This is a genomic window from Burkholderia sp. BCC0397, assembly GCF_902832865.1.
Lineage (GTDB): Bacteria > Pseudomonadota > Gammaproteobacteria > Burkholderiales > Burkholderiaceae > Burkholderia.
In genome coordinates this window covers 1001365-1025118 of sequence record NZ_CADFDL010000002.1, presented here as the reverse complement: position 1 = coordinate 1025118, position 23754 = coordinate 1001365, and the positions used below count along the sequence as shown (strand labels likewise).

Below are 23754 nucleotides of genomic sequence, written 5' to 3'. Positions count from 1 at the left end.
CGACATTGTACCGTTTTCGGTCGCGCCGCGACGCGCGCACATGCGCGCGCCGGGATTGGATACAACGTTTGGCGATTTAGGACTTTACAACCGGCGTTACTCGCCGTAGAAGGTCTGCGCTCCGGCAAAATTGTCGAACTTCGTGTATTGCCCAATGAACGTGAGGCGAACGGGGCCGATCGGACCGTTACGCTGCTTGCCGATGATGATTTCGGCCGTGCCCTTGTCGGGGCTGTCCGGGTTGTAGACTTCGTCGCGATAAATGAACAGGATCACGTCCGCGTCCTGCTCGATTGCGCCCGATTCGCGCAAATCGGACATCACCGGACGCTTGTTCGGACGCTGTTCGAGGCCGCGGTTCAACTGCGACAGCGCGATCACCGGTACGTCGAGTTCCTTCGCCAGGCTCTTCAGCGATCGCGAGATTTCCGAGATTTCGGTCGCACGGTTTTCGCCCTGCGACGAACCCGACATCAGCTGCAGGTAGTCGACGATGATCAGGCCGAGCTTGCCGCACTGGCGCGCCAGACGCCGCGCGCGCGAGCGCAATTCCATCGGGTTCAGGCCGCCCGTTTCGTCGATGAAGAGCTGCGCCTCGCTCATCTTCTGCACCGCGTGTGTCAGTTTCGGCCAGTCCTCGTCCGTCAGGCGGCCGGTACGCATCCGGTGCTGGTCGAGCCGGCCGATCGAGCCGAGCATACGCATCACGAGCTGGGTGCCCGGCATTTCCATCGAGAACACCGCGACGGGCAGCCCGTACTCGACCGCGACGTATTCGCCGATGTTCATCGAGAAGGCCGTTTTACCCATCGACGGTCTTCCGGCCACGATGATCAGTTCGCCGCCGTGCATCCCGGACGTCATCCGGTCGAGGTCGATGAAGCCCGTCGGCGTGCCGGTGACGTCGCTCGGGTTCGCGGTGTGGTACAGCGTGTCGATGCGCTCGACCACCTGCGTGAGCAGCGGACCGATCTCGAGGAAGCCCTGGTTGCCGCGCGCGCCCTCTTCGGCGATCGAGAACACCTTCGATTCGGCTTCGTCGAGCAGCTGGCGGACTTCCTTGCCCTGCGGATTGAATGCGTCGGCCGAGATCTCGTCGGCGACCGACACCAGCCGGCGCAGCACCGCGCGATCGCGCACGATTTCCGCGTAGCGGCGGATGTTCGCCGCGCTCGGCGTGTTCTGCGCCAGTGCATTCAGGTAGGCGAGCCCGCCGACGTCGTCGGCCTTGCCGGACGTGACCATCGCTTCATACACGGTCACGACGTCGGCCGGGCGCGTCGACGCGATCAGGCGGCCGATGTGCTCGTAGATGATCCGGTGGTCGTAGCGGTAGAAGTCGCCCTGCGACAGGAAGTCGGCAATCCGGTCCCATGCCGCGTTGTCGAGCAACAGGCCGCCGAGCACCGACTGTTCGGCTTCGACCGAATGCGGCGGGACTTTCAGCGATTCGATTTGGGGATCTTGCGGCGCGTTCATGGGTTGGGATTATCGCGAATAGATGGCGGCAGCGCTACCACCGCTTGCCGGCGAGCGGGCAATAAAAAAGGCAGGCCCCGGTTGCCCGGGCGCCTGCCCTTGTCCGGACGGCGGAAGCCGCCCGGAAAGCTTGCATACGCTTACGCGTGGTCGCCGATCACGTTGATCGTGACGTCGACGACGACGTCCGTGTGCAGCGCGACCTGGACGTTGTGCTCGCCGATCATCTTCAGCGGGCCTTCCGGCATGCGCACTTGCAGCTTCTCGACTTCGTAGCCTGCCTTCTTCAGCAGTTCCGCGACGTCGCCGTTCGTGACCGAGCCGAACAGACGGCCGTCGACGCCCGACTTCTGCGTGACTTCGAACGTCTGGCCGTTCAGCTTCTCGCCGACTGCCTGCGATGCTGCCAGCTTTTCAGCGGCGATCTTTTCGAGTTCAGCGCGGCGCACTTCGAATTCGGCGATCGCTTCCTTCGTTGCACGGCGAGCCTTGCGGTTCGGGATCAGGAAGTTGCGAGCGTAACCGTCCTTGACCTTGACGATGTCGCCGAGGTTGCCCAGATTGGCGACTTTTTCCAACAGAATGATTTGCATTCGAATTCTCCTTATTGCGTCGCCTGATTACGCCTTGTGCTGATCGGTGTACGGCAGCAGCGCGAGGAAACGCGCACGCTTGATTGCCGTATCCAGCTGACGCTGATAGTGCGACTTCGTACCCGTCAGGCGAGCCGGCGTGATCTTGCCGTTTTCGCCGATGAAGTCCTTCAGCGTATCCGTGTCCTTGTAGTCGATCTGCTCGACGCCTGCGGCCGTGAAACGGCAGAACTTCTTGCGCTTGAAGAGCGGGTTTTGTTGCTGACGACGCTTGTCGAATTTCTTACCAGTCGGGCGGGCCATGATTTCAGTCCTTTCCAATGTCCTGCAATGCAGTGATGTGAAACACCAAGGTTCTCGCGTTGCGGCTTTTCTTGGCCAGGAAGCCCGTGAACAGCGTCTCGACGCCCATTTCACGACTTTCCAGCTTGCCGCTCGCCTCACCGGCCGCCACCGCGTCGATCGTCATGTCGACCTGACGGGGAATGCCTGCTTCGACGACTTCCGTGCGGTGATGCAACGTGGCGCTGGCGATCGGAACACCCGCCGGCGTATATCGCACCGGTGCGCGTTCGACGACGCTTGCCTTCAATTGCAACCTGTTCACGGGAGTGACGCGCTCCTTGATGGCTTAATGAGTGACGAACTTAAGCCTGCGCTTCGGTCGGCTGAGCTGCAGCCGCCTTCTTGGCTTCTTCGCGCTGAACTTCCTTCATCATCGGCGACGGGCCGGTCTCGGCCTTCTTCATCTTGACGATGAGGTGGCGCAGCACGGCGTCGTTGAACTTGAACGCGTGTTCGAGTTCGTCGAGCGTCGTCTGGTCGCACTCGATGTTCATGCAGACGTAGTGAGCCTTCGCGAGTTTCTCGATCATGTAGGCCAGTTGGCGACGGCCCCAGTCTTCGACACGGTGGATCTGACCGCCGTGCGACGTGATCGTGGTCTTGTAACGCTCGATCATCGCGGGCACTTGCTCGCTCTGATCCGGGTGCACGATGAATACGATTTCGTAATGACGCATTACACACTCCTTGTGGATTAAAGCCACCCGGGCGTCTGAACCGGTGTGGCAAGTGAGAAGCCGAAGATTCTAACCCGGTTACGGGGCGCATGCAAGGCCAATCGACGATTCGCAAACGGATTCGGCCGTGTTTTCAAAGACTTGAACAGGTATGCCGGGGCAAGCGGCCCCGGTTCGGGCCTTCTGGCATCGGGGTCGGAGCAGTCACGCTGCCGGCCCCCGCCGCCGCCGCGGTCATTCGCCGTGCGTGCCCGCAAGCCGCGCGTCGAGCGCCGTCCGGAACGCCGCGAGCGCCGACGGCTCGGCGTCGGTCACGGCCCACCACGTCATCCCGGCCGCGTTCCAGCGGTCGAGCGCATAGCCCTGCGACACGGTCGTGTACGGGGCCGCCGGCCGTTCGCCGGCCGGCCGCACATAGACGTCGACCACGTGCTGCCGGTGGCGGTAGACGAGCACCGCGACGCGGCGACGCCCGACGTAGTCGAGCCGGCCGCCGACCAGCGCGAAGCCGTTCTTGGCGAGATCCTCGACCGGCGGCGCATAGTCGAGCCGGCCGTTGAACCACGGCTTGACCGTGTGCTGGTCGGTCGAGATCACGTCGATGTCGCGCGCCGACAGGTCGGCCCGCACGTGGCTCGCGACGAGCTCGTCGACCGTTCGGTCGGTGTCGGCGTGGCGGGCGGACCAGGCCATTCCGCCCGCCGCCGCGAGCGCCATCAGCAACGCGACGCCCCAGCCGAGGCCCGGCAACGCGGCCACGCGCGGCCCGGTGCCGGCCGGCGCCGGTCGTGCCGACCCGCCACGCCCGGTCAGCCAGGAGAACCAGTCGCGCCCGCGCGGCCGCCGCGGCGGCGGTGACTGGGGCTCGGGCCGCGGCTCGGCCCGCGACGGCTCATCGGCACGTGCGTCGGCCGCTGCCGGCAGGCGCGCGAGGATGCTCGCCCGCAGCGCATCCGGCGCGCGGTGATAATCGGCCTGCCGCACCGCCTGCACCAGCGTGACGATCCGCGCGCGTTCGCGGCGGCACAGGTCGCACCCTTCGACATGCTGCTGGACCCGCAACGCATCGGGCGCCGACAACTCGCGGTCGACGTCCGCGTCCAGCAACGCTCGCGCTTCGTTACAGTCCATCGATAGCCTCCGATGCGGTTCCGCCCGCCGGCGCACGGCCCGGCCGGCCTTCGGTCGCCGGCGCCGGCGCGTCGCCCAGCAGCGCGGCGAGCTTGCGCCGCCCGCGCGCGAGCCGCGACATCACCGTGCCGACCGGCACGTCCGCGATCGCCGCGATCTCGCGGTAGCTCAGGTCCTCCATCTCGCGCAGCACGAGCACCTCGCGGTATTCGGGCGGCAGCTTCGCAAGCGCCGCATTCACGAGCCGCACGTTCTCGCCGCGCAGCAGGTGCGCGAGCGGATCCTCCGTCGCCGGCTGCCAGTCGTCGGGTACGTCGGTGTCGTCGAGCGTGTCGGGCAGCGCGACCTCGTGCGCATGCGTGCGCCGCCGCCACTCGGTGTACCAGGTGTGGCGCACGATCGTCAGCAGCCATGGCCGCGCGTTGTCGCCGCGACACGAATCGACGAAGCGCAGCGCGCGCATGCACGCGTCCTGGACGACGTCGTCCGCATCGCCGGCGCTGCCGCTCAGCCAGCGCGCGAGGTTGTACGCGGCGTCGAGATGCGGCAGCACGAGCGCGCGAAACCGCTCGCCGCGCGCGACCGCATCGTCCGCCGCCCGTTCATCGACCGCCTGTCCGGCTTGCCCCACATGGCCTCCCTGGTCCCGGCGGCCGACGCCGCGCCCGTTCCGCGCACGGCGCCCGGACAGACCGGCAACGTGCGCGCTCGATGACCTTACCGCTGCTGCGTCGAGTTTATTCCCGCGCCGCGCGCATGAAGCGTAAAAATCGCCGGACGGCCGGGCGGCCAGCCGGTTAGGGCGTGGTGCTCCAGTAGCCGGGGCGCGCGTACGCGGCGCGCAGGTAGTCGATGAAATAGCGCACGCGCGCCGGCACGTAGCGCTGCTGCGGGTAGACCGCGAGGATGTCGTAGTCGGGCAGCGCGTATTCGTCGAGCACGGTCTCGAGTTCGCCCGTTTCGAGCTGCGCGGCGATTTCCCAGGTCGAGCGCCAGCCGAGCCCGAGCCCTTCGGCCACCCAGCGGTGCAGCAGCTCGCCGTCGTTGCAGTCGAGATTGCCGGTCACGCGCATCGTCGCGATCTTGCCGTGGCGCTGGAAATACCAGCCGCGGTTCTGCCCGCCCTGAAGATTGAAGGCCAGGCAGTTGTGCTTCAGCAGGTCGTCGAGCGATTTCGGCCGGCCGTGCTGGCGGAAATACTCGGGCGTGCCGCACACCACGCGCCGGTTCGACGCGAGCTTCACCGCGACGAAATTCGGATCGACCGCGCCGCCGATCCGGATCGACAGGTCATAGCCCTCGCGCACGAGATCGACGACGCGGTCGGTCAGGTTGAACGACAGCTGCATCTCCGGCTTGTCGGCCAGGAAGCCGGGCGCGTGCGGCGCGACGTGCTTGCGCCCGAACGCGGCCGGCGCCGACACGATCAGGTGGCCGCTCACCGCGCGCCGCCCGGCGGCCAGCTCGTTCTCGGCCTGATCCCATTCGGTGAGCAGCCCGCGGCAGCGCTCGAGGAATGCGGCGCCCTCCTCGCTGACGACCAGCCGCCGCGTCGAGCGGTACATCAGCTTCACGCCGAGGCGCTTCTCGAGCGCGTCGATGCGCCGCCCGAGCACCACCGGCGACACGCCCTCCTCGAGTGCCGCCGCCGCGAGGCTGCCGGCATCGGCCACCCGCACGAACGTCTCGATCTGCTTGAAACGATCCATCTCCTGTCTCCGTCCCGGCTCCGACACCGGCGGGAAGCCCCGTCCGGCCGTCATTCCATACTTTTAGTTTCGAAATAAGCGACTTCGGCGGATCTTATCAAACCTTTCCTGCATCCCTAAAGTGTCCTCAACAGACCGATTCGCAAGATTCCACCATCCAAGGAGACATTCATGGCCAAGATGAGAGCCGTCGACGCAGCCGTACTCGTGCTCGAGAAGGAAGGCATCCAGACCGCGTTCGGCGTGCCGGGCGCCGCGATCAACCCGTTCTACTCGGCCATGCGCAAGTCGGGCGGCATCAGCCACGTGCTGGCGCGCCACGTCGAAGGCGCGTCGCACATGGCCGAAGGCTTCACGCGTGCGGCACCGGGCAACATCGGCGTGTGCATCGGCACGTCGGGCCCCGCCGGCACCGACATGATCACCGGCCTGTACTCCGCGTCGGCCGATTCGATTCCGATCCTCGCGATCACGGGCCAGGCACCGCGCGCGCGCCTCTACAAGGAAGACTTCCAGGCCGTCGACATCGAATCGATCGCGAAGCCCGTCACCAAATGGGCCGTCACCGTGCGCGAACCGGCGCTCGTGCCGCGCGTGTTCCAGCAGGCGTTCCACCTGATGCGCTCGGGCCGTCCGGGCCCGGTGCTGGTCGACCTGCCGATCGACGTGCAGCTCGCCGAAATCGAATTCGACATCGACACGTATGAACCGCTGCCGGTCTACAAGCCCGCGGCCACCCGCGCGCAAATCGAGAAAGCGCTCGCGATGCTCAACGACGCGGACAAGCCGCTGATCGTGTCGGGCGGCGGCGTGCTCAACGCGGCGGCCGAAGACCTGCTCGTGCAGTTCGCCGAAACGGTCGGCGTGCCGGTGATCCCGACGCTGATGTCGTGGGGCGCGATCGCCGACGACCACCCGCTGATGGCCGGCATGGTCGGCCTGCAGACGTCGCACCGCTATGGCAACGCGACGATGCTCGCATCCGACTTCGTGCTCGGCATCGGCAACCGCTGGGCGAACCGCCACACGGGCAGCGTCGAGGTCTACACGAAGGGCCGCAAGTTCGTGCACGTCGACATCGAGCCGACGCAGATCGGCCGCGTGTTCGGCCCGGATCTCGGCATCGTGTCCGACGCGAAGGCCGCCCTCGCGCTGTTCGTCGCGGTTGCACGGGAATGGAAGGCCGCCGGCAAGCTGAAGGACCGCAGCGCGTGGGTCTCGGAATGCCAGGAACGCAAGCGCACGCTGCAGCGCAAGACCCACTTCGACAACGTGCCGGTCAAGCCGCAGCGCGTGTACGAAGAGATGAACAAGGTGTTCGGCCGCGATACCTGCTACGTCAGCACGATCGGCCTGTCGCAGATCGCCGCCGCGCAGTTCCTGCACGTGTTCAAGGCACGCAACTGGATCAACTGCGGCCAGGCCGGCCCGCTCGGCTGGACGATCCCCGCCGCGCTCGGCGTGCGTGCGGCCGACCCGAGCCGCCCGATCGTCGCGCTGTCCGGCGACTACGACTTCCAGTTCATGATCGAGGAACTGGCCGCCGGCGCGCAATTCAAGCTGCCGTACGTGCACGTCGTCGTGAACAACTCGTACCTCGGGCTGATCCGCCAGGCGCAGCGCGCGTTCGACATGGACTACTGCGTGCAGCTCGCGTTCGACAACGTCAACGCACCGGAACTGAACGGCTATGGCGTCGACCACGTGGCGGTCGCGGAAGGCCTCGGCTGCAAGGCGCTGCGCGTGTTCAAGCCGGAAGAGATCGAGCCGGCGCTGCGCCAGGCGCAAACGCTCGCGGAAGAGTTCAGCGTGCCGGTGGTCGTCGAAGTGATCCTCGAGCGCGTGACGAACATCTCGATGGGCACCGAAATCGACGCGATCAACGAATTCGAGGACCTCGCCGAAAAGGCCGAGCACGCACCGACCGCGATCTCGATGCTCGACTGAACCGCACGACTTTTTTGACTGACCGACCGAAGAGGCTTAGCTCATGCCGAAGTTTGCTGCAAACCTGACCATGCTGTTCAACGAAGTGCCGTTCCTCGACCGCTTCAAGGCGGCCGCGGACGCGGGCTTCGACGCCGTCGAGTTCCTGTTCCCGTATCCGTACGCGAAAGAGGAACTCGCCGAGCGGCTCGAGACGCACCGCCTGCGCCTCGTGCTGCACAACCTGCCCGCCGGCAACTGGGATCAGGGCGAGCGCGGCATCGCGTGCCTGCCCGATCGCGTCGGCGAATTCCAGGAAGGGGTCGGCCGTGCGATCGAGTACGCGAAGGCGCTGAAGGTGCCGCAGCTGAACTGTCTCGTCGGCATCCCGTCGGCGAGTACAGCGCGCGACAAGACCTTCGTGACGATCGTCGACAACCTGCGCTTCGCCGCCGATGCGCTCAAGCGCGAAGGCATCCGCCTGCTGGTCGAGCCGTGCAACCGCTTCGACATCCCGGGCTTCGCGCTGAACCGCTCGTCCGAAGGGCTCGACGTGATCCGCGCGGTCGGCTCGGACAACCTGTTCCTGCAGTACGACATCTATCACATGCAGCGCATGGAAGGCGAACTGGCCGCGACGATCGAACGCAACCTCGCATCGATCGGCCACGTCCAGCTCGCGGACAACCCGGGCCGCAACGAGCCGGGCACCGGCGAGATCAACTACGCATTCCTGTTCGCACTGCTCGACCGGCTCGGCTATGCCGGCTACGTCGGCTGCGAATACAAGCCCCGCACCACCACGACGGAAGGCCTCGGCTGGCTGCACAGCGTCGCCGGCTGCGCACCGGGCTCGGCGCGTCGCGCCGCCTGAGTCGCGCCCTTCCCGTTTTCAGCCCTATAGGAGACTTTCACATGGCAACCATCGGTTTCATCGGCCTCGGCATCATGGGCGCGCACATGGCGCGCAACCTGCTCAAGGGCGACCACCAGCTCGTCGTCAACGGTGCGTTCCCGGTCCCGGACGACCTGCGCGCGAGCGCGAAGGTCGTCGCGAACTCGACCGAAGTCGCGCAGCACGCCGACATCATCATCTCGATGGTGCCGGACACGCCCGACGTGCGTAACGTGCTGTTCGCCGACGACGGCGTCGCGAAGGGCCTGACCGCCGGCAAGCTCGTGATCGACATGAGCTCGATCTCGCCGCTCGACACGCAAGCATTCGCAAAGCAGATCAATGCACTCGGCTGCGACTACCTCGACGCGCCGGTGTCCGGCGGCGAAGTCGGCGCACGCGAAGCGACGCTGACGATCATGGTCGGCGGCCCGGAAAAGGCGTTCGAGCGCGCGAAGCCGCTGTTCGAGAAGATGGGCAAGAACATCACGCTCGTCGGCGACAACGGGGCGGGCCAGACCTGCAAGGTCGCGAACCAGATCATCGTCGCGCTGAACATCGAGGCGGTCGGCGAAGCGCTGCTGTTCGCCGCCCGCTCGGGCGCCGATCCGGAACGCGTGCGCCAGGCGCTGATGGGCGGCTTCGCCGCGTCGCGCATCCTCGAAGTGCACGGTGCGCGGATGACCAAGCGCACGTTCGATCCGGGCTTCCGCATCGAGCTGCACCAGAAGGACCTGAACCTCGCGCTCGACGGCGCACGCAAGCTCGGCCTCGCGCTGCCCCACACCGCGAGCGCGCAACAGCTGTTCAGCGTGTGCGCATCGCACGGCGGCAAGGCATGGGATCACTCGGCACTCGTGCGCGCGCTCGAGATCATGTCGAACTTCGAGATCGGCCAGACGCCGGCCGCGTAACGCGGATGTCACAACACGCGTTTTCGCTGCGATGGCGGAGGCGCGCGACGCATACACGCGACTCGGCCGCGGCCGGTCGCATCGATGCGCGAACCTGCGCGCATCACGGTGGGGCGCCCCGCCCGGCATCGCTGAAACGCGTGCGGGACGGGGCGAAAAACGCCGCTCTGGGCTGAGAGCGGCGTGGTGGGGTCCGCAGCGGCACCCGGCGGCGCCGGGGAAGCCTTGGTCGGTCAGACGTCGTCGTCGGGTGTCCGCCTGTCGGATTTCGCGTATTACATTTCTTTACGTTCGAGCGTGCGATTTTTCATGCAATCGTCGCGATGAACGCCTACACTTTCGCCACGCCTTTCGAGAAATCCGCCGCGCTTGCGCTCACTCCGGTGACCGTGTCCAGCGCGGTGTTTTTTTCGCCACTTCACGGCGCGTTTTCTTTTTCAACCACCTAGGGAGTACAGCGATGGGTCTTCTTTCGTTTATCAAAGAGGCGGGTGAAAAACTGCTGGGTCACGCCGACGCGCAAGCGGCGGAAGATCCGAATGCCGCGAACCAGACCGCGGCCGATGCGATCAAGAATTACATCAACTCGCAAGGTCTCGACACGTCGAACCTGACCGTCTCGTTCGACGGCGCATCGCGCACCGTCACGCTGTCGGGCAGCGTTGCCGATCTCGACACGAAGGCGAAGGTCAAGGTCGCGGCCGGCAACGTCCAGGGCGTCGCGGGCGTCAACGACGACGATCTGCAGCCGGACGATCCGGAAGTCCAGTACCACGACGTGAAGCCGGGCGACACGCTGTCGGCGATCGCCAAGGAAGTGTATGGCGACGCGAACAAGTACCCGGCGATCTTCGAGGCGAACAAGCCGATGCTGTCGAGCCCGGACCGTATTTATCCGGGCCAGAAGCTGGTGATTCCGCCGCAGTCCTGAGCGTTCGCGCAGCACTGACGCAAAAATGGCAGGCCACTGGCCTGCCATTTTTTATGCGCGCTGCGCGCCGCCCGAGCGGCGGCCATCCGTCACAGCGTATCGAACGCGCGCTGCAGTGCAGCTCGATCCTGAATGCCGTTCGCGAGCGCGAGCATCAGCAGCACGCGCGCCTTGAACGGGTGCAGCGAGCCCCCGCTCACGAAACCGAGCGCATCGTCGCTCGCGGCGCCGTTGCGCATCACGTGCCCCGAACCGACGCGCGACGCACGCACCACCGTCACGCCCGCGTTCACCGCATCGGCGAGCGCCGACTGCAGCGTCGCATGGATCGACCCGTTGCCGGTGCCCGCGACGACGAGCCCGCGCACGCCGGCCGCGACGAGCGCATCGACGGCCGTGCGTGTCACGCCCGCATAGCTCGCGACGACCTCGACCGGCGGCCAGGTCGCGGCGATCGCCAGTTGCGTGTCGCGCGTGCGCGTGACGCGCCGTGCGAATTCGACGCGACCGTCCTGCACCCAGCCGAGTGCACCGAGCTCCGGCGACTGGAACGCGTCGACCGCATAGGTGCTCGTCTTCACGACGTCGCGCGCGCCGTGGATCCGGTTGTTGAACGCGACCAGCACGCCCTGCCCGCGCGCGGCCGGATGCGCGGCCACCGTCACCGCGTTCAGCAGGTTCAGCGGGCCGTCGGACGACAGCGCGGTGGCCGGCCGCATCGCGGCCGTCAGCACGACCGGCTTGTCGCCCCGGACGACCAGATGCAGCGCATACGCGGTTTCCTCGAGCGTATCGGTGCCGTGGGTGATCACGATGCCGTCGATGGCCGGGTCGGCCATCAGCGCGTCGATCCGCGCGGCGAGCGTGTTCCACAGCGGCAGCGCGAGATCCTTGCTGTCGATGCTGGCGACCTGCTCCGCGTCGATACGAGCGACCGACGCGAGCGCCGGCACGGCGTCGACCAGGAAATTGACGCCGAGCGCGCCGGCCTGGTAGCCGGCCGTGCTGGCTGCGTCGGGCGCGGCGCCGGCGATCGTGCCGCCGGTGGCGAGTACGGCGATGCGCGGCAGAGGCGTCGCCGACGGAGGGGATGCGGGATTCTGAGTATTCATGGCCGCGATTGTAATGGCTCGCGGCCGGCATCCGTCAGGTCACGCGCGTTCAACGGGGAGCAAACGCCCCGTGTCGTGGTTTGTCCCGATCGCCGGCGCGCGCACGCCGTCAACGGCCACGCCGGCCGCCGCGTTATAGAAATGCCGTTCTGGTGTTTTCACATTGATTTGCCATAATCGGAGCGCGCGGCGCGATGCGGCCCTGTTCCCGTTGCGTCGTGCTTCGTGACGGCGTCGATATAAAACGCAATTCACCCCATGGGAGTGTCGAAATGAAAATCCAATCGCTCGTAGCCGCAGTGCTGCTCGGCGGCATGCTGGCTTCCCCCGCTTTCGCGGCCAACAGCCAGCAGGACAAGATGAAGGCCTGTAACACCCAGGCAGCCGGCAAGACGGGCGATGAACGCAAGGCGTTCATGAAGGACTGCCTGTCGACGAAGCCCGCGAAGGCGATGACGCAGCAGGAAAAGATGAAGGCGTGCAACACGCAGGCCACCGGCAAGAAGGGCGACGATCGCAAGACGTTCATGAAGAGCTGCCTGAGCAGCCAGCCGGCCGCCTGAGTTTCGGCGCTCCCGTCTCGAATGCCGCGCCCCGCTTCGGCGGGCGCGGCATTTTTGTTTTCGTTGCACGCGCATCGACGCGCGCATGCCAGTCTTTCCCGCCCCGTTTTTCCGCCTGCCGGCCCGGCGCCGCCATATGGTGCGGCAATTCGCCGCGTTTTCTTCTATGATGGCTGCAACGCGGCCCACCCAAGACCAAGAAGCGCCATCGGGCCGCCCTCGAGACGGACGCGCACGCGCGTCAAACGGAGGCTTGGATGGCATGGAGACAACACCGCTGGTTCCGCCGCTGGCTGATCGTGATCGTGTTCTGGGCGGTGCCCGTCGCGATCATCGCCGTGCGCGAGATCCGCGAGGAAATGGCCTACAACAAGGCGGACCTGCAGCTCGCGCTGACCACCTGGCAGCTCACCGACGCGCAGCAGGCCGCCGGCGCCACCGCGAAGTGCCACGGGGATCCTGACGAAGCGCGCGCGGCCGGCTGCCCGGCCGATGTGCTCGCCGCCAACGCGCCGCGCCAGCAGGCGGCTCGCGACGAATACGTGGTGCGCCGCAATACGCTCGCCGGCTATCTGTGGCACGCGTTCGTCGGCTACTGGGTCGTCCCGGCCGCGTTCCTGTTCGCGTGCGGCGTCGTGATCGCGCTGATCCGCCGCGCGCTGCGCCGCCCGCCGATCAAGCCGCCCGTTCCGCCCGTCACGCACTGACCCTGGCGCGCGCCCCAGGCGCCGCCGCCCTCTGCCCGACCGCCGCACTCCCCGCTCGCCGACCACGCGCGGGGCGCGCGTCGGCGCCGCTTCGTCCGTTGGCGCGCCGCGACACCCCCGCGCGATTTGACGCTTTTTCACGCGGCAACGAAAAAAGGCCTTAATCCACTGTGATATAACTGCCGACGTGAACCGCTCCTTGAGCGAGACTCACTCCGAACATCATCCGATGGAGAACAACGATGCAAAAACGGAATCTTGTCCTGAAAGCCGCCGCCGCACTCATCGTCGGTAGCCTTGCGCTCACCGGTTGCACCACCACCCCGGACAAGCCGGACAACGCCGCGACCAACGCGTCCAAGCGCCAGTCGATCGACGCGAGCGTCGACGCCACGCTGTCGCGCATGTACTCCACGGTCAAGGGTTCACGCGAGCTCGTCGCGAAATCGCGCGGCGTGCTGGTCTTCCCGGAAGTGCTCCAGGCCGGCTTCATCGTCGGCGGCCAGTCCGGCAACGGCGCGCTGCGCGTCGGCGGCAGCACGGTCGGCTACTACAACACGTCGTCGCTGTCGGTCGGCCTGCAGGCCGGCGCGCAGTCGAAGGCGATCGTGTTCCTGTTCATGACGCAGCAGGCGCTCGACGAATTCCGCGGCTCGGACGGCTGGGCAGCCGGCGCCGGCGCATCGGTCGCACTCGTGAAGATGGGCGCGAACGGTGCGGTCGACTCCAACACGGCCACGGCACCGATCCAGGTCGTCGTGCTGACCAACGCCGGCCTGATGGGCGACGTGTCGATCAACGGCACCAAGGTCACGAAGCTCAAGATCTGACGTTGACGCACTGCCCGCGCGCTGCGCGCGGGTCTTGCGCAAACGGCGATGTCCTTGCGGGCATCGCCGTTTTTTTTATCCGCCGGCGCCGCGCGCCAAGGCGGTCAGGTTGCTCGGGCCGCTCAGGTCGTCGAATCGATCACCTTGAAGCGCGAGCGCTTCTGCGCGCGGATCACCGACTGGTACACGTCCACGTACTCCTGCGCCATCCGGCGCGACGTGAAGCGTTCCTCGAAGCGCTGCCGCACGCGCGCACGCGGCAGCAAGTGCAGCCGGTTCACGGCGGCCACCGCGCTGATTTCGTCCTCGACGATGAAACCCGACACGCCCTCGTCCACCACTTCTGGCACCGCGCCGCGGTTGAACGCGATCACCGGCGTGCCGCACGACATCGCCTCGATCATCACCAGGCCGAACGGCTCCGGCCAGTCGATCGGAAACAGCAGCGCATGCGCGCCCGACAGGAATTCGGCCTTCTCGTGATCGGCGATCTCTCCGATGTATTCGACGTGCGGCAACGCGAAGAGCGGCTTGATCTCGCAGTCGAAGTATTCCTGGTCGGCCGCGTCGATCTTCGCGGCGATCCGGATCGGCAACCCGCACTGGCGGGCAATGCGGATCGCGGTGTCGACGCGTTTTTCCGGCGAGATGCGGCCGAGGAACGCGAGATAGCGCGGCTGGACGGGCTGCGGCATGTACAGCGTATCGGGCAGCCCGTGATAGACGGTCGTCAGCCATTTCGCCTGCGGCAACGGCTGGCGCTGCGCATTGGAAATCGAGATCACCGGCGCCGTGCTGAACGTGTCGAACACCGGTTGCTGCTCGGGCAGGTCGAGCCGGCCGTGCAGCGTCGTCACGTAAGGCGTTTCCTGCCGGTTGAAGACCGAGAACGAGTAGTAGTCCATGTGGAAATGGAGCACGTCGAAATCCTTCGCGCGGCGCGCGACCGTCTCCATCAGCAGCATGTGCGGCGCGACCCGGTCGCGGATCGACGTATCGAGCCGCAGCGCGCGCGGCCACACGGGCTCGAGCTTCGCCCGCGTCGTCGAATCGCCGCTCGCGAACAGCGTCACATCGTGGCCGAGCTCGACGAGCGCCTCGGTGATGTAGGACACGACGCGCTCCGTGCCGCCGTACAGCTTCGGCGGCACGGATTCGGTCAGCGGGGCGATCTGGGCAATTCTCATGGTCCACGTCTCCTGTGTCCTGTCCGTTGCGGTACGGCCGGCGGCGGCCCGCGCTTGCGCGCGCCCGCCCCGCGTCCATGCAGCGCCGGCCGGCGTGGCGCCAGCCGGATATCTCATTATTATTCGCGATCCCGATGAGCGGAACCGCCGGTCTTTCATTTTTTGGGGGTTGTTACAGACCGGATACATTCCGCTGAGCGGACCCGACCGCCTCGCATCGGGCCCGGCCGGGCCGATCCGGCGCCGCCGGCCGCCGATCGCGACCCCAAGCGCGCCATCGGGCCTGTCAACGCGACGGCCACTTCCAGGCCGGCAGGTCGCGCGAATCGGCGTCGACGAGCGCGGTCGCGCCGAGCTGCTTGTCGAGCACCAGCGATTCGCAGCCGGCCTCGCGCTCGAGCGTCGCGATGAGCCGCGCCGCGTGCGACACGACCAGCACCTGCGAACGCCGGGCGGCCTGCGCGATCAGGCGGCCGAGCGCCGGCAGCAGATCGGGATGCAGACTCGTCTCCGGTTCGTTCAGCACCATCAGCGCCGGCGGCCGCGGCGTCAGCAGCGCGGCCGCGAGCAGCAGGTAGCGCAGCGTGCCGTCGGACAGCTCGGCCGCCGCCAGCGGCCGCAGCAGCCCCGGCTGGCGCATCAGCACGTCGAAGCGGCCGCGGCCGCCCGGATTGTCGATCTCGACCGACGCGCCGGGAAACGCGTCGTCGATCGCCGCGTCGAGCGCCGCCGCGTCGCCGATTTCGCGGATCGTCTGCAGCGCGGCGGCCAGGTCGGCCCCGTCGTCCGCGAGCACCGGCGTATGGGTGCCGATGTGCGACTGGCGCGCCGGCGCCTGCGCATCGGTCCGGAAATGGTCGTAGAAGCGCCACGAGCGGATCCGCTCGCGCACCGCGATCATCTCGGGCGCGCCGGTCGGATCGGCGAACTCGGTCATCATGCTGTCGAAGCTCGCGACCGGCTGCGGAATCGTCTGCCAGTCGCCCGACGCGGTACGCGCGCGGATCTGCGCGCCCTGCCGGTCGACCAGCAGCGTGGACGGACGCAGCAACGCGCCGCCCCAGATGCATTCGCGCTTGACCACCGGATCGAGCGCGAACTGCGAGCGGCTCGGCAGCGGCAGGCCGAGATCGATCGAATAGCCGAAATCGTCGCACGCAAAGCCGAGCTTCAGGCTCACCGGGCCCTTGCGCACCGTGCCCGTCACCGGCTCCTCGCCGGCCAGCATCGCGCGCGAGAAGCGCTCGGGGCCGGCCCACAGCGTCGACGGCAAGCCGCCCTCGCGCGCGAGCGACGGGATCACGCGGCCCTGCGCGGTATCGGCGAGCAGCCGCAGCGCGCGGTACACGCTCGACTTGCCGCTGCCGTTCGGCCCCGTGACGACGTTGAGCGCCGCGAGCGGCACGATCAGCTCGCGCAGCGAGCGGTAATTGGCGATGGCGAGCGTCTTCAGCGCGGTCATGGGAATGAGGAATGGGCGACGGGGAATGGCAGGCAGGCGCCGGGCCGCGTTCAGCGGCCATCGACGGCCTGCGGGTCGGCTGCGGTGTTGGCCGCCGTGCTGGCGGCGGGCGACCGCGCGTGCGGCCGTTCGGGATTCGGCGCGTGGGGCGCGGATTCGTGCGGATACAACTCCATCCGGCTGCGCGGCAGGCATTGCGGATAGCGGTTCTGCAGATAGGCGATCAGCCCTTCGCGCACGCGGCAGCGCAGATCCCAGCACGACGACGAATCGGCCGCGCTGACGAGCGCACGCAGTTGCATCGTGCGCTCCGTCGCGTCGGTCACCTGCAGCACCTGCACGCGGCCGTCCCATTCCGGCGCGGCGTGGACGAGCCGTGCGAGTTCCTCGCGCAGCGGCGCGAGCGGCGTGCGGTAATCGACCGACAGGTAAACGCTGCCGATGATTTCCGCGCTGCTGCGCGTCCAGTTCGTGAACGGATTCTCGATGATCCACTGCAGCGGCACGACGAGACGCCGCTGGTCCCACAGCCGCACCGACACGAACGAGCCGGTGATTTCCTCGATGCGCCCCCACTCGCCCTGGATCACGACCACGTCGTCGAGCCGGATCGGCTGCGTGAGCGCGATCTGCAACCCGGCAATCAGGTTGCCGAGCACCGGCCGCGCGGCGATACCGGCGACCAGCCCTGCCACACCGGCCGATGCCAGCAGGCTCGCGCCGATCTGGCGCACGTTCGGGAACGTCATCAGCGCGGCGCCGGCGCCGATGATCACGATCAGCACCATCACGGTCCGCACGAGCACCTTGGCCTGCGTATGGATGCGCCGCGCCTGGAGATTGTCGGCCGTATCGATCGGATGGGCCTGGATGATCGCGTCGCCGACGCCGGCCGCGAGCCGCACCAGCAGCCACGTGAGCGACACGATGGAGCCGACCGCGGCCGCGGTGCGCATGCCGCGCACGAACGACATGCCGTCGTCCGCCTGGACCCACAGGAATTCGAGCGCCAGCAGCGCCAGCACGACGAGCGACGGTTTGTCGACGTAGCGCAGGATCGCGCTCATCAGCGGATACGGCTGCGCGATGCGCTTGACGATGCGTGCGCCGAGGCGGTGCACGACCGTGACGACCAATATGACGATGACCGACACGCCCAGCGTGCCGAGCCACGAATGCAACGGCGCATCGGCGATGCGCTGCAGTTCCTCGATTGAAATCATCGGCGCCCTCGAGTGATGAAGCGCACAGGCTTCGTCCTGGATGCGTCGGCGACGTCCGGGCCACGCACGCACCCGGACACGGCGTCAGATCAGTTGCCGCTCCTGCAGGGAAACGCCTTGCCGAGGCCGAGCGACACCGCGGTGCTCGCGTTGTAGTCGGCCAGCTTCGGATTTTCCGCGATGTACTTGCGCACCGCGTCCGTCATCTGTTGCGCCCGGATGTCGGGCGGCAGGCAGAAGTACTGACCGACGCGCGGCCCCGTGGTGCCGCCGATCGCATCGATCGTGTTGTAGACGCCGTCGGCGGCGCCTTCGATATAGGCCGCGCACGACGCCCGCGACTTGACGTCCGTCTTCGCGCACAGCCGGTCGAGATCCGCGCCCGTGAAAGCCGCCGCCGACAACGGCACGGCAAACGCCGCGGCACAAAACATTGCGCGCAACATGGTGTTCCTTATGTCAATGCGGCCGGAGACCGCCTGCTGCTTGGCCGGTGCGGCGCCGGATGCCCCACGCCGGCCTGAAGCCGGCCGGGCGGACAGGCGCCGCCGCACCAAAAGCCGTTATTTTGCACTCTTTTGAGCATCTGCCGGCGTCGCCGCACCGATACGCGTCGTCCGCTTGCTCAGGATCCCGATCGCGTCCGGCGCGTTGTAGTGCTTCGCGAACTCGAGCGCGGTGATGCCGAGCTGGTTCTTCACCTGCGGATCGGCGCCCTGGTCGAGCAGCAGCGTGACCGTCGACGCATGGTTGCCGCGCGCGGCCATCATCAGCGGCGTCGTGCCGTTCGGCGATGCGGTGTCGATGTACGCGTCGTGGTCGAGCAGCACCTTGACGACCGCGTCCTGGCCGTTGGTCGCCGCGTAGTGCAGCGGCGCCCAGCCCTTCTTGCCGACTTCCGCGCCCTTGTCGATCAGCAGCTTGACGAGGTCGAGGTCGCCGTTCAGCGATGCGAGCATCAGCGCGTTTTCGCCGGCCTTGTCTTCCTTCTCGAGATCGACGTTCGGCGTCGTGGCGATCGCCGCCGCGACCTTGTCGGACTTCTCGCGTGCGGCGATCACGAGGATCGGGTCGCCGTTCGGCGCGAGCGTGTTCGGATCGAGCTTGCCGCTCTTGAGCTGCTTGCCGATATCGGCGATGTCGTCGAACTTGACGGCCTTGACGATCGCGTCGAGCGACTCGGCCTGCGCGCCGGCGGCGGCGAACAGCCCGCTCGCGACGAATGCGGCCGCGACGAGTGCGCGTTTGGGCAGATGATTGGTCGGCTTCGTCATTGTTGTGGGCTCCTTCCCTGGGTTGTCGGCTGCGCGCACGTCGTTAGCGGGCGATCTTGAACAGCCGGAAAAAGTTCTGCGTTGTCGCATCGGCGAGCGCCTCGACGGCGATCCCGCGCTCGGATGCGATAAAGCGTCCGACATGGCTGACGTACGCAGGTTCATTCGGCTTGCCGCGATACGGCACCGGCGCGAGGTACGGCGAGTCGGTTTCGATCAGCAGCCGGTCGAGCGGCACGCGCCGCGCGACGTCCTGCACGTCGGTCGCGTTCTTGAACGTGACGATGCCCGACAGCGAGATATGGAAGTTCTGCGCGAGCGCCTGCTCAGCGACGGCCCACGGCTCGGTGAAGCAGTGCATCACGCCGCCCGGCACGTCCGCGCGCTCCTCGGCCATGATCCGCAGCGTGTCCTCCGACGACGAACGCGTGTGGATGATCAGCGGCTTCATCGTCGCGGTCGCCGCGCGGATGTGCGTGCGAAAGCGTTCGCGCTGCCATTCCATGTCGGCGATCGAGCGGCCTTCTAGGCGGTAGTAGTCGAGGCCGGTTTCGCCGATCGCGACGACCTTCGGGTGCGCGGCCAGCTCGACGAGCTCCGCGAGCGTCGGCTCGTGCACGTCCTCGTGATCCGGATGCACGCCGACCGACGCGTACACGTTCTCGTACGCTTCGGCGATCGCGAGCACGTCGGGCAGTGTCTCGAAATCGACCGACACGCACAGCGCGTGCGTGACGTCGTGCTCGCGCATGTTCTCGAGAACGGCCGGCAGGCGGTCGGCCAGGCCCTTGAAATTGATGTGGCAGTGAGAGTCGACGAACATCGTGTTTCCTGAATACGTGAGACGGGCGCTCATGCGCCCGCCGGCATGCGGCACTGGGCAGCGTGGGCGGGCCGGCCGGCCACGGTCGCGCCCCCGCGTGATCCATTCATCGTTTCGCAACCCATCGGAAACAATGCCGGATCAGGAAAATATTTCCCGATATCCGAGAAACAATTCCTCGAATACGAGCCGCGCGTTGAGCGGATGGTTCTCGACCGTCCGCTGCCGCGTCACGGCTTTCATGAAGCGCGCGAATGCGTTCGCGTCGACCGCTTCCGCGCAGCGCGCAAGGGCCGCCGCGTGCATCGGGAAGTAGCGCGGCGCACCGGCCATCCGCTGTGCGAGCAGATCGTACAGCCAGCGCTGCAGCCAGCCGAGCACCAGCGGCACCGGCAGCTTCTGCAGCGTCTCGCCGCATGCGAACGGATCACAAGCCCCACCGGCGGCCAGTTGCCCGAGCGTGTAGTCGCGCAGCGGGCGGTTCTCGTCGCTCGCGAGCGCCAGCGCGGCGAGCGGCGCGCCGCCGGCTTCGGCGAGCAGCGCGCTTGCGTGGTCGACGCCCTGCGCCGCGAGCCACGCGGCGGCCGCCTCCGGCGCCGGCACGGTCATCGGCCACTGGCGGCAGCGGCTGATGATCGTCGGCAACAGGCGGTCGATGCGCGCCGACACGAGCAGGAACACGACGCCGGCCGGCGGCTCCTCCAGCGTTTTCAGCAGCGCGTTCGACGCGGCGACATTGAGCGCCTCGGCCGGATACAGCACGACGACGCGCGCGCCGCCGCGGTGCGAACCCACCCCGCAGAAGTCGAGCAGCGCGCGCACCTGCTCGATCTTGATTTCCTTGCTCGGCGCCCGCGTCTTCTTGCCGCCTTCGTCCGCGTCGGCCGGCTTCGCGTCGTCCGCCGCGCCCGGCGCCTCGCCCGCCAGCACCTCGGGCAACACGATCCGGTAGTCCGGATGGTTGCCCTGCGAGAACCAGTTGCAGGCCGCGCAGGCGCCGCACGGCTCGCCGTTCGGCTGCGGCGATTCGCACAGGAAGCCCTGCGCGAGATGCTGCGCGAACTGCAGCTTGCCGATCCCGGCCTGACCGTGCAGCAGCAGCGCATGCGGCCATTGCGTGCGCAGTTGCTGCAGGCGGTTCCAGTCGTCGGTTTGCCACGGATAGATCATGGGGTGCGTTCCTTGCGGGTTACAGCGCGGCGAGCACGCGCTCGAGCTGCTGGCGAATCTCCGGAATCGAGCGCGTCGCGTCGACGATCGCGAAGCGATGCGGCGCCTCTTCCGCGCGCCGCAGGTATTCGGCGCGCGTGCGGGTGAAGAACGCGTCGGACTCGCTTTCGAACTTGTCGGGCATGCGCGCGGCGCCGCGGCGCTCGCTCGCGACCTGCGGCGCGACGTCGAACAGCACCGTGAGGTCGGGCTGGAAACCGCCCTGCACCCAGCGCTCGAGCGTCTCGAGCTTGTCGCGCGGCAGCCCGCGGCCGCCACCCTGGTACGCGAAGGTCGCGTCGGTGAAGCGATCCGACACGACCCAGTCGCCGCGCGCGAGCGCCGGCTCGATCACGAGCGCGAGGTGTTCGCGCCGCGCGGCGAACATCAGCAGCGCTTCCGTCTCGAGATCCATCGGCTGGTTCAGCAGGATCTCGCGCAGTTTCTCGCCGAGCTGCGTGCCGCCCGGCTCGCGGGTGACGACGACCTGCCGGCCGGTCGCGGCCAGCCGGCCCTGGAGGCGTTCGCAGAACCATGACAGGTGGGTGGTCTTCCCCGCCCCGTCGATACCTTCGAACGTGATGAATTTACCGCTCGCCATTATTGACCTCGTATGTACTTGTCCACGGCCTTGTTGTGGTCGCCGAGCGTGTCCGAGAACACGCTCGTGCCGTCGCCCTTCGCGACGAAATAGAGCGCGCTCGTCGGGGCCGGATTGATCGCCGCCTGCAGCGCGGCGACACCCGGCAACGCGATCGGCGTGGGCGGCAGCCCGCGTCGGGTGTAGGTATTGTAAGGAGTGTCGGCCTGCAGGTCGCGCTTGCGCAGACGGCCGTCGTACGCGTCGCCGAGCCCGTAGATCACCGACGGATCGGTCTGCAGCGGCATGCCGATGCGCAGCCGGTTCGCGAACACGGCCGCGACGAACGCGCGGTCGGCCGCGTGGCCGGTTTCCTTCTCGACGATCGACGCGATCGTCAGCATTTCGTAAGGCGTCTTGTACGGCAGCCCCGGCGTGCGCGCGGCCCATGCCTCGTCGATGCGCGTCTGCATCAGGCGGTAGGCGCGCCGGTAGATGTTCAGGTCGCTCGTGCCCTTGTCGAACAGGTAGGTATCGGGGAAGAACAGCCCCTCGCCGCTGCCGCGCTGCACCGCGCCGTCCGATGCGCCGATCGCGCGCAGCAGCTCGGCGTCGCTCATGCCGGCCGTCGCGTGCGCCAGATCGGGGTTCGCGTCGAGCTCCGCGCGCATCCGCTTGAAGGTCCAGCCCTCGATGACCGTCGCGACGTACTCGTTCACGTCGCCGCGCGCGATCTTCTGCAGCACGTCGTAAGGCGTGATGCCGGTCTTGAATTCGTAGTTGCCCGATTTGAGCCGGCTCGACAGCCCGAGCATGCGCGTCATCGCGACGAATGCGAGCGGCTCGACCGGCACGCCGCCGCGCTTGAGCTGCAACGCGACGCTCTTCACGCTGCTGCGCGGCTTGATCGTGACGTCGAGCGATGCCGAGCCCAGCAACAGCGGCCGGGTCGCCCAGTAATACCCGCCGCCCGCGCCGGCAGCGGCCACAACGACGGCCAGCGCCACGATCGTCGCGGCGCATTTCTTCAGTAGGGACATGGAAACGTGACTCAGGTAAGACCCATATAATACTTGCTCGCCTCCGTCAAAGTCAGGGTTGACTGTTCCCTCATTCCATGAGCACACCGTTCGCTTCACCGGCTGCCCAGGCCTCATCTGCCTCGCTCCCCGTTTTCCCCCGCCCGTCCGCCGCCGATTTCGAAGCGCCGGGCGCCTGCATGCCGCTGCCGCAGTTCGGCGTGATCGACGTGGCCGGCGACGACGCCGCGACGTTCCTGCACAGCCAGCTCACCAACGACATCGAGCATCTCGATGCCGGCAGCGCGCGGCTGTCCGGGTACTGCTCGGCGAAGGGCCGCCTGCTCGCGTCGTTCCTCACGTGGCGCGCCGGCCACGGCGTGCGCCTGCTCGTGTCGAAGGACGTGCAGCCGGCCGTGCAGAAGCGGCTGTCGATGTTCGTGCTGCGCGCGAAGGCGAAGCTGACGGACGCGAGCGACACGCTCGCGGTGGCCGGCTTCGTCGGCGACGTGCGCGAGGCGCTGTCGGGCATCTTCGATGCGCTGCCCGACGGCGTGCACGTGAAGGTCGACGGCCCGGCCGGTGCGCTGATCCGCGTGCCCGATGCGGCCGGCCGCAAGCGCTATCTGTGGATCGGCCCGCGCGCCGAAGTCGATGCGCGCCTCGCCGCGCTGGCCGGCACGCTGCCGGTCGTGTCGCCCGCCGTGTGGGACTGGCTCGACGTTCGCGCGGGCGAGCCGCGCATCACGCAGCCGGCCGTCGAACAGTTCGTGCCGCAGATGGTCAACTTCGACGTGATCGGTGCCGTTAACTTCAGGAAAGGGTGCTACCCGGGCCAGGAAGTGGTGGCGCGCAGCCAGTACCGCGGCACGATCAAGCGCCGCACCGCGCTCGCGCACGTCGCCGGCGAGACCGATACCGTGCATGCCGGCGTCGAGCTGTTCCACAGCGACGACCCGGGCCAGCCGTGCGGGATGATCGTCAACGCGGCGGCCGCGCCGGCAGGCGGCGTCGACGCGCTCGTCGAGATCAAGCTCGCCGCGCTCGACGGCGGCACGGTGCACGTCGGTTCGGCCGACGGCCCGGCGCTCGCATTCGACGCGCTGCCGTACGCGTGGCCGACCGAAGCGTGATGCACTGACAACCCGTTCGGGCGCCGGCTCGC

At 67.5% G+C, this 23754-nt stretch carries 27 protein-coding genes; 9 read left to right on the top strand and 18 right to left on the bottom strand.

Annotated elements, in window-relative coordinates; translation table 11 throughout:
• Positions 1–96 precede the first annotated feature (96 nt).
• The 8 genes from HWX03_RS09525 to HWX03_RS09490 form a co-directional block, all read right to left on the bottom strand.
• Complete coding sequence (locus HWX03_RS09525) at positions 97–1479, bottom strand: replicative DNA helicase (protein ID WP_174388122.1); 1383 nt, start codon at positions 1477–1479, stop codon at positions 97–99.
• A 140-nt stretch (positions 1480–1619) separates the two neighbouring features.
• Entirely contained in the window at positions 1620–2072 is a 453-nt protein-coding gene (rplI, locus tag HWX03_RS09520) for a 50S ribosomal protein L9 (protein WP_174431662.1), read from the bottom strand.
• A 27-nt stretch (positions 2073–2099) separates the two neighbouring features.
• A complete protein-coding gene (gene rpsR, locus HWX03_RS09515) occupies positions 2100–2375 on the bottom strand; it encodes a 30S ribosomal protein S18 (RefSeq protein ID WP_096503057.1) in 276 nt (91 codons plus the stop codon).
• Positions 2376–2379: 4 nt separating this feature from the next.
• Positions 2380–2679 (bottom strand): primosomal replication protein N, encoded by a 300-nt coding sequence (priB, locus tag HWX03_RS09510; protein ID WP_174431661.1) that lies wholly within the window; start codon positions 2677–2679, stop codon positions 2380–2382.
• A gap of 40 nt (positions 2680–2719) precedes the next feature.
• Positions 2720–3094: a 30S ribosomal protein S6 gene (gene rpsF / locus HWX03_RS09505; protein WP_006402295.1), complete on the bottom strand. Its 375-nt coding sequence runs from the start codon at positions 3092–3094 to the stop codon at positions 2720–2722.
• 234 nt (positions 3095–3328) lie between these two features.
• Positions 3329–4225 carry a zf-HC2 domain-containing protein gene (locus tag HWX03_RS09500; protein WP_175871068.1) on the bottom strand — a complete coding sequence of 299 codons (897 nt, stop codon included), beginning with the start codon at positions 4223–4225 and terminating at the stop codon, positions 3329–3331.
• Positions 4215–4856, bottom strand: a complete 642-nt coding sequence (locus tag HWX03_RS09495; protein WP_175871067.1) for an RNA polymerase sigma factor — start codon at positions 4854–4856, stop codon at positions 4215–4217. Before HWX03_RS09495 ends, HWX03_RS09500 begins: the two co-directional genes overlap by 11 nt.
• Positions 4857–5022: 166 nt before the next feature.
• Positions 5023–5934 (bottom strand): LysR family transcriptional regulator, encoded by a 912-nt coding sequence (locus HWX03_RS09490; RefSeq protein WP_174431658.1) that lies wholly within the window; start codon positions 5932–5934, stop codon positions 5023–5025.
• Between the two features lie 171 nt (positions 5935–6105).
• Between HWX03_RS09490 and gcl the strand changes: the two genes are divergently transcribed.
• The 5 genes from gcl (at position 6106) to lysM (ending at position 10600) form a co-directional block, all read left to right on the top strand.
• Positions 6106–7881: a glyoxylate carboligase gene (gcl, locus tag HWX03_RS09485; protein ID WP_175871066.1), complete on the top strand. Its 1776-nt coding sequence runs from the start codon at positions 6106–6108 to the stop codon at positions 7879–7881.
• Positions 7882–7924: 43 nt separating this feature from the next.
• Complete coding sequence (gene hyi / locus HWX03_RS09480) at positions 7925–8734, top strand: hydroxypyruvate isomerase (protein WP_175871065.1); 810 nt, start codon at positions 7925–7927, stop codon at positions 8732–8734.
• Positions 8735–8775: 41 nt separating this feature from the next.
• Complete coding sequence (locus tag HWX03_RS09475) at positions 8776–9669, top strand: 2-hydroxy-3-oxopropionate reductase (RefSeq protein WP_027813618.1); 894 nt, start codon at positions 8776–8778, stop codon at positions 9667–9669.
• 323 nt (positions 9670–9992) lie between these two features.
• Positions 9993–10118: a hypothetical protein gene (locus HWX03_RS37215; protein ID WP_279608004.1), complete on the top strand. Its 126-nt coding sequence runs from the start codon at positions 9993–9995 to the stop codon at positions 10116–10118.
• Positions 10119–10129: 11 nt separating this feature from the next.
• Positions 10130–10600 (top strand): peptidoglycan-binding protein LysM, encoded by a 471-nt coding sequence (gene lysM, locus HWX03_RS09470; protein ID WP_174431654.1) that lies wholly within the window; start codon positions 10130–10132, stop codon positions 10598–10600.
• Positions 10601–10689: 89 nt separating this feature from the next.
• Here lysM and HWX03_RS09465 read toward each other — a convergent pair whose 3' ends face one another.
• A complete protein-coding gene (locus tag HWX03_RS09465; protein WP_175871064.1) occupies positions 10690–11712 on the bottom strand; it encodes an asparaginase in 1023 nt (340 codons plus the stop codon).
• A gap of 272 nt (positions 11713–11984) precedes the next feature.
• Here HWX03_RS09465 and HWX03_RS09460 point away from each other — a divergent pair, with 272 nt between their 5' ends.
• From HWX03_RS09460 to HWX03_RS09450, 3 genes are all read left to right on the top strand, one after another.
• On the top strand, positions 11985–12275 hold the full coding sequence (locus HWX03_RS09460; RefSeq protein WP_174388134.1) for a PsiF family protein: 291 nt from the start codon (positions 11985–11987) through the stop codon (positions 12273–12275).
• A gap of 257 nt (positions 12276–12532) precedes the next feature.
• Entirely contained in the window at positions 12533–12982 is a 450-nt protein-coding gene (locus HWX03_RS09455) for a hypothetical protein (protein ID WP_174431652.1), read from the top strand.
• Positions 12983–13224: 242 nt separating this feature from the next.
• Entirely contained in the window at positions 13225–13812 is a 588-nt protein-coding gene (locus HWX03_RS09450; protein ID WP_006478613.1) for a YSC84-related protein, read from the top strand.
• A gap of 122 nt (positions 13813–13934) precedes the next feature.
• Here the strand turns inward: HWX03_RS09450 and HWX03_RS09445 are convergent, their stop codons facing one another.
• The 9 genes from HWX03_RS09445 to mltG all read right to left on the bottom strand — a co-directional run bounded on the left by HWX03_RS09445 (position 13935) and on the right by mltG (position 22610).
• Positions 13935–14999: a glycosyltransferase family 4 protein gene (locus HWX03_RS09445; protein ID WP_175871063.1), complete on the bottom strand. Its 1065-nt coding sequence runs from the start codon at positions 14997–14999 to the stop codon at positions 13935–13937.
• A gap of 286 nt (positions 15000–15285) precedes the next feature.
• Positions 15286–16461 (bottom strand): AAA family ATPase, encoded by a 1176-nt coding sequence (locus HWX03_RS09440; protein WP_175871062.1) that lies wholly within the window; start codon positions 16459–16461, stop codon positions 15286–15288.
• Between the two features lie 50 nt (positions 16462–16511).
• Entirely contained in the window at positions 16512–17684 is a 1173-nt protein-coding gene (locus tag HWX03_RS09435) for a mechanosensitive ion channel domain-containing protein (protein WP_175871061.1), read from the bottom strand.
• An 89-nt stretch (positions 17685–17773) separates the two neighbouring features.
• Entirely contained in the window at positions 17774–18130 is a 357-nt protein-coding gene (locus tag HWX03_RS09430) for a Rap1a/Tai family immunity protein (RefSeq protein WP_006485939.1), read from the bottom strand.
• Between the two features lie 117 nt (positions 18131–18247).
• Positions 18248–18958 (bottom strand): ankyrin repeat domain-containing protein, encoded by a 711-nt coding sequence (locus HWX03_RS09425; protein ID WP_175871060.1) that lies wholly within the window; start codon positions 18956–18958, stop codon positions 18248–18250.
• 43 nt (positions 18959–19001) lie between these two features.
• On the bottom strand, positions 19002–19781 hold the full coding sequence (locus HWX03_RS09420; protein ID WP_175871059.1) for a TatD family hydrolase: 780 nt from the start codon (positions 19779–19781) through the stop codon (positions 19002–19004).
• Positions 19782–19922: 141 nt separating this feature from the next.
• Positions 19923–20951 carry a DNA polymerase III subunit delta' gene (locus HWX03_RS09415; RefSeq protein WP_175871058.1) on the bottom strand — a complete coding sequence of 343 codons (1029 nt, stop codon included), beginning with the start codon at positions 20949–20951 and terminating at the stop codon, positions 19923–19925.
• A gap of 19 nt (positions 20952–20970) precedes the next feature.
• Entirely contained in the window at positions 20971–21591 is a 621-nt protein-coding gene (gene tmk / locus HWX03_RS09410; protein ID WP_175871057.1) for a dTMP kinase, read from the bottom strand.
• On the bottom strand, positions 21591–22610 hold the full coding sequence (mltG, locus tag HWX03_RS09405; protein WP_175871056.1) for an endolytic transglycosylase MltG: 1020 nt from the start codon (positions 22608–22610) through the stop codon (positions 21591–21593). Before mltG ends, tmk begins: the two co-directional genes overlap by 1 nt.
• 77 nt (positions 22611–22687) lie before the next feature.
• Here mltG and HWX03_RS09400 point away from each other — a divergent pair, with 77 nt between their 5' ends.
• Positions 22688–23722, top strand: coding sequence for a folate-binding protein YgfZ (locus HWX03_RS09400; protein ID WP_175819665.1), 1035 nt, complete (start codon positions 22688–22690; stop codon positions 23720–23722).
• Positions 23723–23754 lie beyond the last annotated feature (32 nt).

Bases quoted from the DNA above. Each gene is read 5' to 3' on its own strand.
- HWX03_RS09525 (WP_174388122.1), bottom strand. From the start codon at position 1,479: ATGAACGCGCCGCAAGATCCCCAAATCGAATCGCTGAAAGTCCCGCCG.
- rplI (WP_174431662.1), bottom strand. From the start codon at position 2,072: ATGCAAATCATTCTGTTGGAAAAAGTCGCCAATCTGGGCAACCTCGGC.
- rpsR (WP_096503057.1), bottom strand. From the start codon at position 2,375: ATGGCCCGCCCGACTGGTAAGAAATTCGACAAGCGTCGTCAGCAACAA.
- rpsF (WP_006402295.1), bottom strand. From the start codon at position 3,094: ATGCGTCATTACGAAATCGTATTCATCGTGCACCCGGATCAGAGCGAG.
- HWX03_RS09500 (WP_175871068.1), bottom strand. From the start codon at position 4,225: ATGGACTGTAACGAAGCGCGAGCGTTGCTGGACGCGGACGTCGACCGC.
- HWX03_RS09490 (WP_174431658.1), bottom strand. From the start codon at position 5,934: ATGGATCGTTTCAAGCAGATCGAGACGTTCGTGCGGGTGGCCGATGCC.
- gcl (WP_175871066.1), top strand. From the start codon at position 6,106: ATGGCCAAGATGAGAGCCGTCGACGCAGCCGTACTCGTGCTCGAGAAG.
- hyi (WP_175871065.1), top strand. From the start codon at position 7,925: ATGCCGAAGTTTGCTGCAAACCTGACCATGCTGTTCAACGAAGTGCCG.
- HWX03_RS09475 (WP_027813618.1), top strand. From the start codon at position 8,776: ATGGCAACCATCGGTTTCATCGGCCTCGGCATCATGGGCGCGCACATG.
- HWX03_RS37215 (WP_279608004.1), top strand. From the start codon at position 9,993: ATGAACGCCTACACTTTCGCCACGCCTTTCGAGAAATCCGCCGCGCTT.
- lysM (WP_174431654.1), top strand. From the start codon at position 10,130: ATGGGTCTTCTTTCGTTTATCAAAGAGGCGGGTGAAAAACTGCTGGGT.
- HWX03_RS09465 (WP_175871064.1), bottom strand. From the start codon at position 11,712: ATGAATACTCAGAATCCCGCATCCCCTCCGTCGGCGACGCCTCTGCCG.
- HWX03_RS09460 (WP_174388134.1), top strand. From the start codon at position 11,985: ATGAAAATCCAATCGCTCGTAGCCGCAGTGCTGCTCGGCGGCATGCTG.
- HWX03_RS09455 (WP_174431652.1), top strand. From the start codon at position 12,533: ATGGCATGGAGACAACACCGCTGGTTCCGCCGCTGGCTGATCGTGATC.
- HWX03_RS09450 (WP_006478613.1), top strand. From the start codon at position 13,225: ATGCAAAAACGGAATCTTGTCCTGAAAGCCGCCGCCGCACTCATCGTC.
- HWX03_RS09445 (WP_175871063.1), bottom strand. From the start codon at position 14,999: ATGAGAATTGCCCAGATCGCCCCGCTGACCGAATCCGTGCCGCCGAAG.
- HWX03_RS09440 (WP_175871062.1), bottom strand. From the start codon at position 16,461: ATGACCGCGCTGAAGACGCTCGCCATCGCCAATTACCGCTCGCTGCGC.
- HWX03_RS09435 (WP_175871061.1), bottom strand. From the start codon at position 17,684: ATGATTTCAATCGAGGAACTGCAGCGCATCGCCGATGCGCCGTTGCAT.
- HWX03_RS09430 (WP_006485939.1), bottom strand. From the start codon at position 18,130: ATGTTGCGCGCAATGTTTTGTGCCGCGGCGTTTGCCGTGCCGTTGTCG.
- HWX03_RS09425 (WP_175871060.1), bottom strand. From the start codon at position 18,958: ATGACGAAGCCGACCAATCATCTGCCCAAACGCGCACTCGTCGCGGCC.
- HWX03_RS09420 (WP_175871059.1), bottom strand. From the start codon at position 19,781: ATGTTCGTCGACTCTCACTGCCACATCAATTTCAAGGGCCTGGCCGAC.
- HWX03_RS09415 (WP_175871058.1), bottom strand. From the start codon at position 20,951: ATGATCTATCCGTGGCAAACCGACGACTGGAACCGCCTGCAGCAACTG.
- tmk (WP_175871057.1), bottom strand. From the start codon at position 21,591: ATGGCGAGCGGTAAATTCATCACGTTCGAAGGTATCGACGGGGCGGGG.
- mltG (WP_175871056.1), bottom strand. From the start codon at position 22,610: ATGTCCCTACTGAAGAAATGCGCCGCGACGATCGTGGCGCTGGCCGTC.
- HWX03_RS09400 (WP_175819665.1), top strand. From the start codon at position 22,688: ATGAGCACACCGTTCGCTTCACCGGCTGCCCAGGCCTCATCTGCCTCG.